The following is a 15,380-nucleotide window of genomic DNA, read 5'->3' on the forward strand; positions in this document are numbered from 1 at the left end:
TTCCCCATCCATTGGATGAGGAATTTTTTTATTCATTAAATAAGAAACGATTTACTAAACGTTCAGAAACTTGATTATCTAAAATATTAGAATGTAGTGCATAAGGTCCAGTTAACCGAAGTGATTGATAATTATCAGGTTTAACTAAATGTTTAAGTGAAGTTGCTGACTGTTCACTAACCCGCCCATCTGATTTATCATTAGCATTTAAAACTCCATAGATATTAAGAACCTGAGTATTTTCGTCTAAATTACCTGACTTTTTCTTCAAATCAGCATAATTTGGAAAACGACTATTAGTGGCTTGTTGATTCATGATTGCCTGATTTTGTTGCATCTGTAAATTGGTTAAATGACTAGGTTTATGACTGGGTCCAATCCGATGATTGCTGGGATGATCTGCTATCACACCTTGATACGGTCCAGCAATTGAAATGAAGTGACTCAGACTCATTTTGTTTTTCTTAGCTCCGTAAGTTACCGCATTATCATAAACCGTTAATGCTCCAGCTCCAAAACCGATTGCATCATACGTTTTATAACCATATTTATGATTTAAATGAGTTAATATTTCTCGTAGTTTAGCAGCTTGATCCTTGGTAGTATTAGTTTGCCCACTAAAACTAACTTCAATAATTGGTTGTTTTGCCCGTTTTACGTTTTTGTTAGCCAAATATTGGATGGTCCCATCTTCATAAACATCCACATGCATTGCAACAGATCCACCAGAACGACTCGTAGTGGTAACTAAATGTTGTGCCGCACTAGAGGTTTTGTTTTGGTCAGAAACAAAAATAATTGGTTGCTGATAATTAACTACTTTGGGACTTTGATCAACTCCGGCACCGAATTGAACGTAAACAAATCCAACTATAACTGCCAAAATTCCAACAATTAGGACAAAAAAATCTTTTTTGTTAAATACTTTACTCACTTAATTATCACCTTTTTACGTTTAATTTAAGAACTCCGTCGCTTTCTATCATAACATATTTGAATTTTATGTCGGGAGCTATCAGTAAGCAAAATAAAATTGCAATTATACCAAAAAACAGTTTTAATAAGGTTATTAACTAAATCAAAGGAGCGTTTTTATCATGGAAAAATTTACTGTAATTTGTGCTTTCATAGCAGATTGGCTTTTATTTATTTTCCCCCTTTACCAGGGTAAAATGGAACTTATGGAATCAAATACAGTCTTTGCTAAGTATCAAAGTAGTACCGAAAAAAGAAAAAAGGCCCCCTTCATTTATTGGCTATTTCCGCCTTTTTTATTTCACTATTATAAGAAAAATGCAAACCAGCAACTGATCAATCTCTCATTAAATAAAAAAGATTTAAAAAACTTTTATAGTTTTTACAATAAAGGACTTGCATGGTATTTTGTTTCCTATGCTGGATTTTTAAATGCAATTGCATCTAGTTACGAAGCCTTAGAAAAATTCGAATTGGGTGAATTTGCAATTTTAGGAACCTTTATCATTTGTACTTGTTGTTTCTTTGCAGGTAATCAATACGTTGATTATCTTTGCAGTAAGAAGCGTCATCAACGTTTCATAAAAAGCATTGCCACTAATATTATTTCAAATAAAATTTCTAAAAAAGAAGATTAGAACTTCTTTTTTATTTTACATTTGTTTAAATCTGTAACCTTTCCGATTGTCTATAAATCCCCGTTCAATCACTTTTATAAAATTAATCTTCGCTAGTTCATAATTCAAGTAATTTTAACTCCTATACTTAAACTAACTAAGTTTGTGTAATTAAGGAGAAAAATTATGATTCATATTGTAACAGATACCACAACGCAATTAACTAATGAAGAAATTAAAAAATATCAAATCAAAATGGTAGCTTTGCAGGTTCTGTTTGAAGGAAAAACCTATAAAGACCAAATCGATATTAGTTCCGAAAAATTTTCTAATATTTTAGCTACAAAAACCGAATTTCCTACTACTAGTCAGCCCAGCATGGGTGATTTTGTGAGCACTTATCAAGCTATTATTGATGATGATCCTGATGCTCAAATTATTTCGATTCACATTGCTGAAGTCCTAAGCGGAACCAGTGCTACTGCTAAAGTAGCTGCTCAACAATTTAACAATCCAATTAAGGTCATTGATAGTGGTTCTGCTGCTCGTGGAACTGCCTTTTTAGTCCTAAGAGCTGCACAACTAGTCAAGGCTGGAGCTGACTTAGAAACTATTATGCAACGAATTGAAAATCTAATTCCTAATACGAAAGTTTACCTATTCATTAATAATTTGGATTATTTAGTAAAGGGTGGTCGAGCTAGTAAAGCAGTCGGCTTTATTTCTTCAATCATTAAATTAAAACCAGTCATTACATTAGAAAATAATGATTTTCAATTCAAATATAAGTGTCGTGGGAAAAAGCAATTACGAAAAATAGAAGACCAAGTTGTTGCAGATGTGATTTCCAATCCCAACATCAAGGACGTCGGATTACCCTATGTCGATGATGATACCGAAGTTCGTAAAATTGCAGCCAAAATTCTAGAAGCCCGTCCTGATATTAATACCGAAATTAGCTACGTTAGTCCCTCTTTAATGCCCCACGCTGGTCCAGCTGGGTTTGCCATTATTTATAACGACCAATACTAATCGTTTAGTAATCTTTTCTGTGTTAAATAGTGGTATATTAAGTACATAGGGAACAAATCATTACTAAAGGAGAAATTTACTTGATTACATTAAAATCAGATCGTGAAATTAAAAAAATGGCTGAATCTGGTGCAGTTTTAGCTGGAGTGCACCAAGGATTACAAAAGCTCATCAAACCAGGCCTAGATACTTGGAAAATTGAAGAATACGCTGATAAATATATTACGGAACATGGGGCAACTCCATCTGAAAAGGGCTTTGATGGCTATAAGTTTGGGACTTGTATTTCTATCAATGACGAAGTTGCTCACGGAATCCCTCGCAAGGGATTAAAACTTAAAAAAGGTGATTTAGTCAAAGTTGATATGTGTGTTAATAAAGATGGCTTTGAAAGTGATTCATGTTGGACGTATGCCGTAGGAGAAGTTAGTCCAGAAGCCAAAAAGTTAATGGAAGTTACCAAAACTGCTCTTTACAAAGGAATTGATCAGGCTCAAGTTGGTAATCGAATTGGTGATATTGGTGCCGCAATTCAAGCTTATGTTGAAGATGAAAATAACATGGGTGACGTTCGTGAATTAATTGGTCATGGAATTCAACCTTCTATTCATGAAGATCCAGCTGTTCCTGCGTATGGGGAAAAGGGCCAGGGTCTTCGCTTACGTCCTGGAATGACAATTACAATTGAACCAATGGTGACCCTTGGTACTTGGAAAATCAAAGATCGTTATGATGCTAAGGATGACTGGACTTATTACGTTACTGCTGATGGATCGCTTTCAGCTCAATACGAACATACTCTCGTAATTACTAATGATGGTCCTAAAATTTTAACGTCACAAGACCCCACCGTTGATGCAAAATACTTATTAAAATAATTTCCAAATGAAAAAGCTTGATGATTAATTTCATCAAGCTTTTTCATTTGGATTACCGAAAACATCTAAACTAGCTGGTTTTCTATTTAATTTCATCATAAAATTAATTTCATCATAAAAAATTCTTACATTAATTCACGAAGTTTTTCCTCCGCTTTGGAAATACGCATTCTGATAATTCGTTTAAGAATTACAATAATCAAGGAAACAACGATGACTGTGAAAACAACCGTAAAAATCGTTGCTAGAAGTTGTACGCCAAGCAGATGCCATGATCCACCTTCTAATAAACCACTTTCTGAAATTGTAGGATTAACAGTTTTACTAGCAAATAATCCAGTTAAAATACTGCCAACAATTCCGGCAATTCCATGACAGCCAAAGGCATCTAACGTATCGTCAATTTTAATAATTGGTTTAATGAGGTTAATGAATAAATAACTGGCTAATGTCGCTACTAGGCCAATTATCATTGATCCAGCAATCGTTACATAACCACATGCTGGTGTAATAGCAACTAATCCACAAACGGCTCCTGAACAAATACCTAATAATGAAGCATTTTTCTTAAAACAAACATCTAAAATAATCCAAACTAGCATGGCGGTAGCAGTTGCAACAGTGGTAGTGAGCATGGCTTGCATTGCAATTCCATTAATTCCTAAAGCTGACCCAGCATTAAACCCGTACCAGCCAACCCACAACATTGAAGTTCCCAATACCACCCAACTCAAGTTAGCTGGGCTAGCATTTTGCTTGATGAGTCGAGGTCCTAAGAACCAAGCAAGAATTAACGCCGTAACTCCTGCATTAATATGTACGACTAGCCCACCCGCGAAGTCCAATGCACCAAGTCCTTGAAGAAAGCCACCGCCCCAAACCATGTGCACCATAGGATAGTAAACAAAAAGTGACCATAACACAACAAATGAAATTAAAAATTTAAAATCCATTCGGCCAACAATTGCTCCAACAAATAAAGCTGGCGTAATAATTGCAAACATCATTTGAAAAATAATGAAAGCTACATTATTTAGTTTTCCACCCGTCAAAGCGGAAGCAGCATCCATTTTAACGTTATGTAACATAAAATTGTGAAAGTCTCCAATTAGATTCCAATGATTACCAGAAAAAGAAAGTGAATACCCACAAATTACCCAAAGTAGAACTGGGATACTACACATGATGAAAACAGACATCAAAGTGTTATTAACTTGTTTTTTAGGTACCATCCCCCCATAAAAAAAAGATAACCCTGGTGTCATAAAGAACACCAATACTGAACAAACAAAAATAAACGCAATGTTAGTTGCCATAAAACAAATCCCCCTCATAAACTTAATGTAGTAAGTATATTCGCCTTATTTTTGCTTTAACAGGTTTAATGTTATGAATCGTGACATCAAAATAAATTACATTTAATTTAACAAAATTGTTCTTTTTTTGAGTTCAATATTAAATAAAAAAACACAAAAGCACTATTTTTTGAATAAAACACGAACTATAAAGTCGTTTACATTGATTATAGTTGCTAATTAAGCTATGATATAAAAGTAATTTAATTGGTAATCACATTATTGGATTTATATCTAAAGGAGTAGGGCAACTATGAAATATGCAACGATTGAAGACGCATTAACAAGATTAAACACCGGTGGCTTAATTATCGTTTCTGATGACGAAGATCGGGAAAACGAAGGTGACCTAGTTGGTTTAGGTGCCACTATTACTCCAGAAAGCGTTAATTTTATTATTACGCATGCTCGTGGATTACTTTGTGCACCAATTTCAAAAGAAATTGCTGATCGATTGAATCTAAAACCGATGGTTGAAAATAATACGGAAATTAACCAAACCTCTTTTTATACATCATTAGATGGAAGTTATGAGGCTACTGGTGTAACAACTGGGGTTTCAGCTTTTGATCGTACAGCAACCATCAACAAATTAGCCGATCAAACATCAAGTCCCAGTGATTTCGTACATCCAGGGCACATGTTCCCCTTAGTAGCAAACGAAGGCGGAGTCTTAGCTCGTAATGGTCATACCGAAGCAGCAGTTGATTTAGCTAAACTTGCTGGACAACCTCCAGTTGGAGCAATTTGCGAAATTATCATGCCCGATGGAAGAATGGCCAGAAAAGCATATTTAGAACTAATGTCAATTCAATATAATCTTCCCATTATTACAATCAAGCAGCTCCAAGAATATCTAAAAAAGCAAAAATAATTTATTCCAAACAAAAAAACATCTCTGATTTTAATTGATTCTAGCAAGAATCATCATCAGAGATGTTTTTGGTTTAAATTAAGCTAATTCAGCAGCTGAATTGTTGATTAAAACCCGTTTGTTTGGAACATCAACTTTATATTCAAGTTTAACTTCTTTGTCAGATGGAGTTACAACTGTGATAATTTTACTATCACGAATGTAACCATCAAGAATGTCATCATTTGATTTAAGCACTCCTTGACCATCATTATAAACCACTTGTGAATTATCGATTTGATAAGGAATTAATCCCACAATAATTTTTTTAATTGCAACTTCTTCCATCGTTAATACCTCCAAAAATTTAAAATATCCATACATCTATAATCTAACACAATTTTAACCATTTCACTTAATTTCTGAACGCTTAATCGTTTTAATCTGATCCCCACCAATAATTAGTTCATCACAGATATTCAAGAACAATCCGTGTTCTACTACACCAGTTTGGTTTTTCAAATCAGTAGCTAGTTTTTCTAAATCAGCATCTTTCGGAATAGTAATATTAATTAAATAATTACCTGATTCAGTTTCCAAAATATCACCATTATCCTTAAAGCGAAATTCTGGTTGATATCCATTTTCTTTCAAGTAACGAAATACCCCCATTCCACCAAATGGGATAACTTCAATAGGTAAAATGTGTCCGGCTAAGGAATCTGTATACTTACTTTGATCAACAATCCAAATATTTCGTTTTGACATATTTGCAACTAACTTTTCAAAAAGTAAAGCAGCTCCACCACCCTTGATTCCATTTAGTTGATGATCAACAACATCCGCTCCATCAACCGTCAAATCAACTTGGTCGATTGTATTAACGTCAAGCATTCGCATTCCTAGTTTTTCAGCTAATTTCTCGGTACCTACCGAAGTTGCCACGCATTGAATATCAAGCTTTTCCTCATTAATTCGCTGATTAATTGCTTTAACAAAATAAGCAGCGGTCGTTCCAGAGCCTAATCCTAAAACAATATGATTGGGAACCAGCTTAGCAGCATAGGCAGCAGCCTGAGCTTTTTGTTTTTCAATTTCAGTTTTTGTCATGTTATCCTGATTGATAACATGCAAGATTGCATCTCTAGTTGGAATTGAATTCTGTGCCCCAGCCACTTGAACAGTAAGTGAAGAAGCATGACTAGCATATAACATTGCTTCTCGAATGTTAGATAAGTCTGGTTTAAGTTGTGAAGCAAATGATCCGATAAAGGTGTCACCAGCAGCAGTCGTGTCAACTACTTTAGCAGGAAATGGTGGAATTAAAGCATGATCGGTAGGCGTGGCAAAAAATGATCCTCGACCCCCAACAGTAATAATGACCATTTTAATTCCTTTTTCAAAGAAAAAGTTGGCATTTGCTAACATCGAAGCTTCATCTCTGACTTCAATCCCAGTTAACGTCGCTGCTTCTGATTCATTAGGTGTGATAATATCAGTTAATTTTAATAATTCTTCCGGTAGTTGTTTAGCCGGAGCTGGATTCAAAATGGTTTGAACCCCATGAGCTTTAGCGATCTTAAATGCTGCAATAATGGCTGCAACGGGAATTTCCAATTGAGCAATCACGCAGTCGGCGTTAATAATGGCGTCTTGATGTGCCTCTACATCAGTTGGTGTCATTGCCATATTAGCACCACCATAAACATAAATTGAATTTTGTCCTGACTTGTCAACCGTAATGTAAGCTTTTCCTGTTTCATGTTCGGTTGTCGTAATCAAGTCAGAAACGTGCATCCCATCAGTTTTAAAACCTTCAACCATCATCTGAGCATCTTCATCATCACCTAATTTAGTGATAAACGTGGTGTCAGCACCAGAACGAGCAGCTGCAATAGCCTGATTCGCTCCTTTTCCACCTCCATGTGATTGTTGGTAAGTGTTAATTGCCAAGGTTTCTCCTGGAAGCGCATATTTTTCTACATTTAGTACTTTATCGACATTGGTCGATCCAACGACCACAATTTTTTTACTCATTATCATTACCTCCTCTTCACATTTTCATTATAAACTCGTTCCAATAAAAATGTAAGCGCTATCTTTTTAATTAAAAAGATTGTGAAATAATAAATTAAGTTTTCTGAATATGATCATGATTTTTTAGTTGTTAGAATGGGATTCACTTTAACTTTTTTTAAATATTAAATTTGTGAAAAGTATATTAATTAAAGTAACCCCCTTGCAATCAGCTTGGAAATCGCTTACATTAATATATGTAAAGCAGGAAGGAAATCAAAAAAAGTTTGCAAGATTCGTAACCTACTTTTTTGATAATACTTGCTCAAATCGTAACTAGACAATAAAAAAGGAGATTTATGATGGCTGAAAAAATGAAAGCTTTAGTAATGACTGGAAAACAAGAAATGCAAATGGAAGAACGCGATATTCCAACCCCTAAGAATGACGAAATCTTAATTGAAACTGCTTATGCTGGAATTTGTGGAACTGATAATGCCCTTTTTAACGGCCTTCCCGGTTCAGCTGATGCTGTTCCTCCAATCGTATTAGGTCACGAAAATTCAGGAGTTGTTGCAGCAGTTGGTAAAAATGTTACTAACTTTAAAAAAGGCGACCGGGTTGCCGTTGATCCTAACATTTACTGTGGTAAATGTTTCTACTGTCATATCGGTCTTTTTGAAGAATGTGATAATCTTTCTGCAGTTGGTGTAACTCGAGATGGTGGTTTAGAACAATACTTTACCGCTCCAAATACTGTGGTTTACCATGTTCCTGATGCTGTATCACTTAAAGCTGCTTGTTCCTTAGAACCAATTTCTTGTGGTGTACACACAATGCACATCATGGATAACATCCAACCACATATGAATGCTTTAATCATTGGTGATGGTTACATGGCTAAATTATTCGCTCAATTATTAAGAGCTTATGGTATTCAAGATATTACTATGACTGGTCGTCATGATGACTTACTTGCTCAAGAAAAGAAAGACTTGAACTTAAATCACGTCATCAACACTACTAAAGAAGAAATTCCTGGTGGCTACGACGTCGTAATTGAAGCCGTTGGTAAACCAGAAACTCAAGAAGCAGCAGTTGAACACACTAATAAAGGTGCCCAAGTATTCATGTTTGGGGTTGGAGAACCAGGTCAAACTTTCTCAATGAACACTTACGAAATTTTCAAAAAACAATTAACAGTTAAGGGTTCAATGATTAATCCTAATTCTTTTGAAGACTCACTTGCATTACTTGAATCAGGTGCCGTTAAAATCGAACCTTACCAAGCTAATACAATTAGCTTAGATGAAGTTGAAGGTGTCTTAAATCACACTACCCCTAAAACTGGTAAAACAGTGGTTGCTGTGAACCCAAACCTTAAATAATTAACTGCGAGGAGTAGGTATATGGCTGTAAAAAAAACCAAAAAGACGCCTCGTACAATTTCAATGAAAGCTTCTATTGTTTACTTTATCATTTCCTTAGTAATCAACTCGTTGGGTAATGTGTTAACTTTAGTTACGAGTGCCAAGGTTTTTCCATCATTTCTAGGATCAGCTTATTGGACTGCTGCTGAAACTAACTTAGGAATTGCTTTTCATTGGAACTTATTCTGGGCTTTCTTAATTTTAGGGATTGTGATTACTATTTTAAATGCAATCTTGGTCGGACACTGGGACTGGGGGCGTGCGCTAGGAAACGTAATCTTTATGGTTCCTTTCTCATGGTTAATCCAAACCTTTTATAATCTTTTTACTACGACTATTCAGTTGCCAGAAGCACATACGTTTGGCTTAATTACCCTATACATTTTAATCAATTTCTTTGGAGTTGCTTTAATTGCAATTGCTATTTCAATCTATCAACGGGTTAACCTTGTGTTACATCCTGCTGATGATTTGATGCAAATCTTGCGTTTTAAATACTTCAAAGGAGCTGCTGGAAAAGCAATGTGGGCGTCTTACATTCCTCCTACTATCATGGGAGTGATTGCTTTTGCCATTACACATCAGTTTACTTATTATGGAATTGGAACAATCTTTGCTTTCTTATTCCAAGGTAATATTACTGGGATTGCTGATACAAAAGTCTTTCCAAGTTTAAAGCATCAAGCCGTTGATATTGATCCTAAATTAGAAGAATCAATTGTAGCAACTAATATTGATGATGATATTTCAAAGCAAGAAAAAGAAAAATAAATTTTAACCATTTTTAAGCGTGTAATCTTCGGATTGCACGCTTTTTTATTCTATATAAAGTTATAATTTTCGGTATTTGCAATGTTTGTTTTCGTTACATGAACAGTCGTATCAAATACATTGACATATTTTTCCAACCCGTGCTATATTAATAAAAATTTTATTTTTAACAAACAAGGAGGAATAAAAATGAAATCTTTATTTAGAAAAAAAGACATCACTGGTTTGTTAGAACAAAAAACTCCCTTAAAAAGAACTCTGAAAACTTGGGATCTGACTTTTCTTGGGATTGGTGCCATCATCGGGACTGGAATTTTCGTTCTAACTGGTAAAGGTGCCTTAGTTGCTGGACCTGGACTAGCACTTTCATTCTTACTAGCTGCCATCTGTTGTGGATTTGCTGGACTTTGTTATGCTGAGTTCTCTTCAATGGCACCCATTTCCGGATCAGCTTATACCTACTCATACATTGCTTTTGGTGAAATTGTTGCCTTTATCATTGGCTGGGATTTGATTCTGGAATATGCCTTAGGAGCTGCCACCGTTTCCGTTGGTTGGTCTGGGTACTTAATAAACTTACTTGATAACTTTGGACTTCATATCCCAACGGTTTTAACCGCTGCTGCCGGAACTACTTCAGGCGTGCATACCATTTTTAACCTCCCTGCTTTTTTGATTATTATCCTGCTTACTTGGATTCTTTCAATGGGAATCAACCAAACTAAACGAGTTAACGATATTATGGTAATTATTAAACTAGCCGTAGTAATTCTTTTCATCGTTTGTACCGTTTGGTTTATAAAAACTGCAAACTGGCATCCCTTTGTTCCTTATGGTTTGTATTCAGTTCACAACGGTACTGCTGCTGGAATTATTCCAGCTGCTTCAATCGTTTTCTTCTCATTTATTGGTTTCGATGCCGTCTCTTCAAGTGCTGAAGAAACTATCAACCCAAGTAAAACTCTCCCTCGCGGAATTCTCTTATCACTTTTTATTTCAACAGTGCTTTACATTATCATGACTCTTATTATGACAGGAGTAGTTAAATACACCGTTTACAGCAAATACCTTAATGCACCAATTTTAGCTGTTTTAGTAAAAACTGGTCAAAGCTGGCTTTCCATGGTCGTTAGTCTAGGTGCTATCTTAGGAATGACCACCGTTTTATTGGTAATGCTTTATGGTCAATCCAGAATCAGTTACTCAATGGCTCGGGATGGTCTCTTTCCCAAAGTATTTAGTAAAGTTGATTCTAAAAGAAAAACTCCTTTCGTAGTAACTTGGTTCTTTGGAATTGTAACTGCTTTAGCAGGTGGCTTCATTAACCTAAATATTTTAGCAGAACTAGTAAATATTGGAACATTATCAGCCTTTATCTTAGTTTCAGCCGGAGTTTTAGTAATGAGACACACACAACCTAAAGCAAAAAGAGGTTTCAAAACTCCCTTTGTTCCTTTCACACCAATTATGGCAATTTTATTCTGTCTAGTTTTAATTGCTGGATTGAACTGGGAAACTTGGCTACGGTTCCTTGTTTGGTTAATCTTAGGAATGATCTTCTACTTTGCATACGGTCGAAAACATTCAGTTTTAAATAAATAATTAGCTTAAAAAAAGTAATCTCAGTTGAGATTACTTTTTTTGCTGCAAATTTTGCATGATATCATAGTTCGGATTTTAATCATAGTTCTGGTGTAACATAACCCAACATCTATCATTTTAAATATTAAAAATTAATTTGTCATGCTTAATATTAAGAAATTTCATTTACATTTTTTAATATTTGACCTATGATTAATAGAAACTTAAGTTTTTAAATTTTATGGAGGTGGTACACGATGAAAGGCTTACCTTATAGCAAGTTAATTTCATTTGCAATCATCGGTGTTTCTGCTTTGGTGTTAACTGGGTGTGGTGCCCAGAAGCACGATAGTAGTTCACCGAAAGATAAGACCATGGCAGTTAGTTCTAAAGCAACCATTAGCACCATGGATTCAAGTCTTAATACCGATCAATATGGTGCACAAAACTTAAACAACACCATGGATGGTCTCTATCGTTATACAGGCAAAAAACTAGAACCAGGAGTAGCAAAATCAATTGCTAAACCAACTGATGGTGGGAAAAAATATACCATTGACTTAAAACATACGAAATGGTCAAACGGTGATCCCGTAACCGCCAACGATTTCGTTTATGCTTGGCGCCGAATTTGTGATCCAAAGACTGGGTCACAATATTCATATATCTATAGTGGCATTAAAAATGCTGATGATATCGTCGCTGGCAAAAAAGCTCCTGATACATTAGGAATTAAAGCTTTAGGTAAGTACAAACTTCAAATTACCTTGGATCATCCGATTCCCTACTTCAATACTTTAGTAAGTGGAGCACAGTTCCTTCCAATTAACAAAAAAGCAGTTGATAAAATGGGTGATCAATACGGTTTAACTAGCAAAGGAATGATTTTTAACGGACCTTTCAAACTCGAAAACTGGAAAGTTGGAGATTCCGAATGGCATGAAGTTAAGAATAAATCATACTGGAATGCTAAACACGTCAAACTTAACAAACTTAAATACTATTACATTGCTGACCCAAATACTGGACTAAACTTATATGATACGAATGTGCTTGATCGTTATGCTGATTTAAGTGGTGATTCTGCTCGTCAACTTTCACATAATAAAGACTTCAAAACCACTCCAAATAACGGGACCTACTTCCTTGAATTAAATGAAAAAGCACATCCATTCTTAAAGAACAAAAAACTTCGTCAAGCCATGTCGATGACGATCAATCGTGATGAACTATGTGACATTATTTTAGGGAAGACTGGAATTCCAGCGCATAGTTTAGTGCCTTCAAAAATGAGTTATAATCCCAAAACAGGAGTTGATTTCACTAGTGAACCTTCAGCGGTTGCTGACCGGAAATACACGGAATACAATCCTGAGCTTGCTAAAAAACTTTGGCAAGAAGGTTTGAAGGAAACTGGTCAAAAAGAAGTTAACTTGACCCTTACCGCTGATAACACAGATACCACGAAGAAAATGGCGGAATACCTTCAAAATAACATGGAAAAAGACTTACCAGGTTTCCATCTTACAATTAGTAGTGTACCCTTTAAGACCCGACTTCAAAGACAAACTAGTAAGAACTTTGACATGGTTACCAGTGCTTGGGTTGCTGATTATCCAGATCCATCCAACTTCTTAGATCTTCAAACGACTGGCAATTCAAACAACGATGGTAGTTGGTCTAACAAAGACTATGACAAAGCTGTTAAAAAAGCGGAAACTACCGATGCTAATAATCCAGAAGCTCGCTGGAATGACATGTTAAAAGCCCAACACATCTTGACTAAAGAACAAGGGGTTATCACAACTTACCAAGATAATGGGGCTGCTTTAACTAAGCCAGATACTAAAGGATTTAACATTACCCCAACTGGAATCTACGATATGGGTGCTGCATACAAAAAATAGGAGGTAAATAATGACAAAATATATCCTTAAGCGTATTTTCTACTTATTTTTAACATTATTGATTATTGCCTCGATTACATTTTTCATGATGAAGGCTTTACCAGGAACTCCATATACTAATCAAGCTAAAATGAGTCCCGCTCAATTAACTGTTATGAATCATAAGTATGGTTTTGACAAACCAGAATACGTTCAATACTTTAAATATTTAGGTGGCCTACTTCATGGTGACTTAGGCACATCTTTTCAATTCAATAACCAACCCGTTTCTCAATTGATTGGTGATCACATTGGGCCATCTATGCAACTTGGGCTTCAAGCGATGATTATCGGTAGTTTCTTAGGAATTGTTCTAGGAAGTATTGCTGCCATTAAGAAAAACACTTGGGTTGATGCCTTAGCAACGATTGTTTCAATTCTCGGAATTTCCATTCCCAGTTTCGTTTTAGCAATCTTGCTTCAATACTACCTTGGTTACAAACTTCAATGGTTCCCAGTTGCCCTTTGGCATAACTTCAGTTCCTCAATTCTCCCAACGTTAGCTTTAGCAGCCTTTCCATTGGCTAGTATTGCTCGTTACATGCGAACTGAAATGGTAGATGTTTTAAGTAGTGACTACATTGAACTAGCCAAAGCCAAAGGTGATGCAACTTGGCAAGTAATTACAAAACATGCTTTACGTAATTCTTTAATCCCAATTGTCACCGTGGTTGGACCAATGGCCGTTTCCATTATGACCGGTTCAATGGTTGTTGAATCAATTTTTTCAATTCCTGGAATTGGAGATCAATTCGTACAATCAATCTTAACTAATGATTACCCAACCATCATGGGGTTAACTTTATTTTACTCACTCTTGATGGTAATTATCATTTTGGTAGTTGATATCCTTTACGGAATTATCGATCCACGAATTAGATTAGGTAGAGGAGGAAAAGCATAATGCAAGCTAACTTACCACCACAGGAAACCGAATTTCAATATCTAAGTAATGATTTATCCAATATCCCAACTGAGGTATTCGGTGCTTCAAGAACTTACTTTCAAGATGTTAAACGACGCTTCTTTCACAATAAAATTGCCATGGTTGCGTCAGTTGTCTTAGTTTTTATTATTTTAATTGCCTTTCTTGGACCTGCTTTCTTACCAACTGATCCAAACGCACAACATGTTTTATTTGCAAACTTACCGCCTAAATTAGGTAACTTAAATATTCCTGGAATGAATGGAATGGAAAGTGTTGGTGGCCATACCATTGATGCTTATAAGGCTGCTCATGTTCCTGATGGAACTTATTATATTTTTGGAACTGATTACCTTGGTCGTGACTTATTTTCCAGAATCCTTTATGGAACTCGGCTTTCAATCATTGTTGCAATGGTCGCAACTTTACTTGATTTAGTAATTGGGGTTCCTTATGGAATCATTTCTGGTTTAGCTAGTGAACGAGTTGATACCTTCTTACAACGGATTATCGAAATCATCTCATCAGTTCCCGACCTAATCATCGTAATTTTGTTACTTGTTGTTTTAAAACCTGGATTAACTTCAATCATCATTGCCATTGCCTTTACTGGTTGGATTACTATGGCACGTTTAATTAGAGCCCAAGTTTTCAAACTTAAAGAAAACGAATATGTATTAGCTTCCAAAACTTTAGGTGAATCAAAATGGAAAATTGCAACAAAACATTTAATTCCAAACCTTAGTTCAACAATTATTATTCAAACTATGTTTTCAATTCCTACCGCAATCTTCTTTGAAGCCTTCCTAAGCTTTATCGGAATTGGAATTCCTGCACCAAATGCCTCACTTGGTACTTTGATGAATGATGGACAAAAAGCGTTTCACTTCTTGCCTTACCAAATGTGGATTCCAGCAATCATCTTGAGTTTGATTATGATTACAACCAACTTAGTCGGTGATGGAATGCGTGATGCATTCGATCCCCAATCTGATTAGAAA

At 35.5% G+C, this 15,380-nt stretch carries 14 protein-coding genes; 10 read left to right on the forward strand and 4 right to left on the reverse strand.

Translation table 11 applies throughout. The annotated features are described in order from the left end of the window. Nucleotides 1–28: 28 nt before the first annotated feature. Nucleotides 29–934, reverse strand: coding sequence for an alpha/beta hydrolase (locus AC0GLY_RS05970; protein ID WP_496611259.1), 906 nt, complete (start codon nt 932–934; stop codon nt 29–31). A 163-nt stretch (nt 935–1,097) separates the two neighbouring features. On the opposite strand from AC0GLY_RS05970, the gene AC0GLY_RS05975 reads away from it, so the two are divergent. The 3 genes from AC0GLY_RS05975 (at nt 1,098) to map (ending at nt 3,502) form a co-directional block, all read left to right on the forward strand. After that, the gene (locus tag AC0GLY_RS05975; RefSeq protein ID WP_496611260.1) at nt 1,098–1,613 is read left to right on the forward strand and encodes a hypothetical protein; all 516 of its coding nucleotides are present in this window, start codon (nt 1,098–1,100) and stop codon (nt 1,611–1,613) included. A 165-nt stretch (nt 1,614–1,778) separates the two neighbouring features. Next, nucleotides 1,779–2,624, forward strand: coding sequence for a DegV family protein (locus AC0GLY_RS05980; RefSeq protein WP_496611261.1), 846 nt, complete (start codon nt 1,779–1,781; stop codon nt 2,622–2,624). Between the two features lie 80 nt (nt 2,625–2,704). Further along, the gene (map, locus tag AC0GLY_RS05985; RefSeq protein WP_496611262.1) at nt 2,705–3,502 is read left to right on the forward strand and encodes a type I methionyl aminopeptidase; all 798 of its coding nucleotides are present in this window, start codon (nt 2,705–2,707) and stop codon (nt 3,500–3,502) included. Nucleotides 3,503–3,627: 125 nt separating this feature from the next. On the opposite strand, the gene AC0GLY_RS05990 is transcribed toward map, so the two are convergent. Continuing rightward, nucleotides 3,628–4,818, reverse strand: coding sequence for an ammonium transporter (locus AC0GLY_RS05990; protein WP_496611263.1), 1,191 nt, complete (start codon nt 4,816–4,818; stop codon nt 3,628–3,630). 292 nt (nt 4,819–5,110) lie between these two features. Here AC0GLY_RS05990 and ribB point away from each other — a divergent pair, with 292 nt between their 5' ends. Continuing rightward, the gene (gene ribB / locus AC0GLY_RS05995) at nt 5,111–5,731 is read left to right on the forward strand and encodes a 3,4-dihydroxy-2-butanone-4-phosphate synthase (RefSeq protein ID WP_496611264.1); all 621 of its coding nucleotides are present in this window, start codon (nt 5,111–5,113) and stop codon (nt 5,729–5,731) included. A gap of 78 nt (nt 5,732–5,809) precedes the next feature. On the opposite strand, the gene AC0GLY_RS06000 is transcribed toward ribB, so the two are convergent. Together AC0GLY_RS06000 and rbsK are read right to left on the reverse strand one after the other, a co-directional pair. Beyond that, nucleotides 5,810–6,058, reverse strand: coding sequence for a hypothetical protein (locus AC0GLY_RS06000; RefSeq protein ID WP_496611265.1), 249 nt, complete (start codon nt 6,056–6,058; stop codon nt 5,810–5,812). Nucleotides 6,059–6,121: 63 nt separating this feature from the next. Beyond that, nucleotides 6,122–7,747: a ribokinase gene (gene rbsK, locus AC0GLY_RS06005; protein WP_496611266.1), complete on the reverse strand. Its 1,626-nt coding sequence runs from the start codon at nt 7,745–7,747 to the stop codon at nt 6,122–6,124. Nucleotides 7,748–8,100: 353 nt separating this feature from the next. Between rbsK and AC0GLY_RS06010 the strand changes: the two genes are divergently transcribed. The 6 genes from AC0GLY_RS06010 (at nt 8,101) to AC0GLY_RS06035 (ending at nt 15,377) form a co-directional block, all read left to right on the forward strand. Beyond that, on the forward strand, nt 8,101–9,114 hold the full coding sequence (locus tag AC0GLY_RS06010; RefSeq protein ID WP_496612264.1) for a zinc-dependent alcohol dehydrogenase family protein: 1,014 nt from the start codon (nt 8,101–8,103) through the stop codon (nt 9,112–9,114). Between the two features lie 21 nt (nt 9,115–9,135). Next, on the forward strand, nt 9,136–9,927 hold the full coding sequence (locus AC0GLY_RS06015) for a DUF6198 family protein (RefSeq protein WP_496611267.1): 792 nt from the start codon (nt 9,136–9,138) through the stop codon (nt 9,925–9,927). Between the two features lie 189 nt (nt 9,928–10,116). Continuing rightward, a complete protein-coding gene (locus AC0GLY_RS06020; RefSeq protein WP_496611268.1) occupies nt 10,117–11,529 on the forward strand; it encodes an amino acid permease in 1,413 nt (470 codons plus the stop codon). 236 nt (nt 11,530–11,765) lie between these two features. Beyond that, complete coding sequence (locus AC0GLY_RS06025; RefSeq protein WP_496611269.1) at nt 11,766–13,415, forward strand: peptide ABC transporter substrate-binding protein; 1,650 nt, start codon at nt 11,766–11,768, stop codon at nt 13,413–13,415. A gap of 10 nt (nt 13,416–13,425) precedes the next feature. Continuing rightward, nucleotides 13,426–14,358, forward strand: a complete 933-nt coding sequence (opp3b, locus tag AC0GLY_RS06030) for an oligopeptide ABC transporter permease (protein WP_496611270.1) — start codon at nt 13,426–13,428, stop codon at nt 14,356–14,358. Next, entirely contained in the window at nt 14,358–15,377 is a 1,020-nt protein-coding gene (locus tag AC0GLY_RS06035; protein WP_496611271.1) for an ABC transporter permease, read from the forward strand. Before opp3b ends, AC0GLY_RS06035 begins: the two co-directional genes overlap by 1 nt. Nucleotides 15,378–15,380 lie beyond the last annotated feature (3 nt).

The sequence above is a fragment of the Fructilactobacillus sp. YLN 2507 genome (genome assembly GCF_059614085.1).

What these genes read in the sequence shown, in the direction of transcription:
- AC0GLY_RS05980 (WP_496611261.1), top strand. Translation starts at nt 1,779, where the DNA reads ATGATTCATATTGTAACAGATACCACAACGCAATTAACTAATGAAGAA.
- AC0GLY_RS06015 (WP_496611267.1), top strand. Translation starts at nt 9,136, where the DNA reads ATGGCTGTAAAAAAAACCAAAAAGACGCCTCGTACAATTTCAATGAAA.
- AC0GLY_RS06000 (WP_496611265.1), bottom strand. Translation starts at nt 6,058, where the DNA reads ATGGAAGAAGTTGCAATTAAAAAAATTATTGTGGGATTAATTCCTTAT.
- AC0GLY_RS06020 (WP_496611268.1), top strand. Translation starts at nt 10,117, where the DNA reads ATGAAATCTTTATTTAGAAAAAAAGACATCACTGGTTTGTTAGAACAA.
- AC0GLY_RS06025 (WP_496611269.1), top strand. Translation starts at nt 11,766, where the DNA reads ATGAAAGGCTTACCTTATAGCAAGTTAATTTCATTTGCAATCATCGGT.
- AC0GLY_RS05990 (WP_496611263.1), bottom strand. Translation starts at nt 4,818, where the DNA reads ATGGCAACTAACATTGCGTTTATTTTTGTTTGTTCAGTATTGGTGTTC.
- AC0GLY_RS06010 (WP_496612264.1), top strand. Translation starts at nt 8,101, where the DNA reads ATGAAAGCTTTAGTAATGACTGGAAAACAAGAAATGCAAATGGAAGAA.
- opp3b (WP_496611270.1), top strand. Translation starts at nt 13,426, where the DNA reads ATGACAAAATATATCCTTAAGCGTATTTTCTACTTATTTTTAACATTA.
- AC0GLY_RS06035 (WP_496611271.1), top strand. Translation starts at nt 14,358, where the DNA reads ATGCAAGCTAACTTACCACCACAGGAAACCGAATTTCAATATCTAAGT.
- rbsK (WP_496611266.1), bottom strand. Translation starts at nt 7,747, where the DNA reads ATGAGTAAAAAAATTGTGGTCGTTGGATCGACCAATGTCGATAAAGTA.
- AC0GLY_RS05975 (WP_496611260.1), top strand. Translation starts at nt 1,098, where the DNA reads ATGGAAAAATTTACTGTAATTTGTGCTTTCATAGCAGATTGGCTTTTA.
- ribB (WP_496611264.1), top strand. Translation starts at nt 5,111, where the DNA reads ATGAAATATGCAACGATTGAAGACGCATTAACAAGATTAAACACCGGT.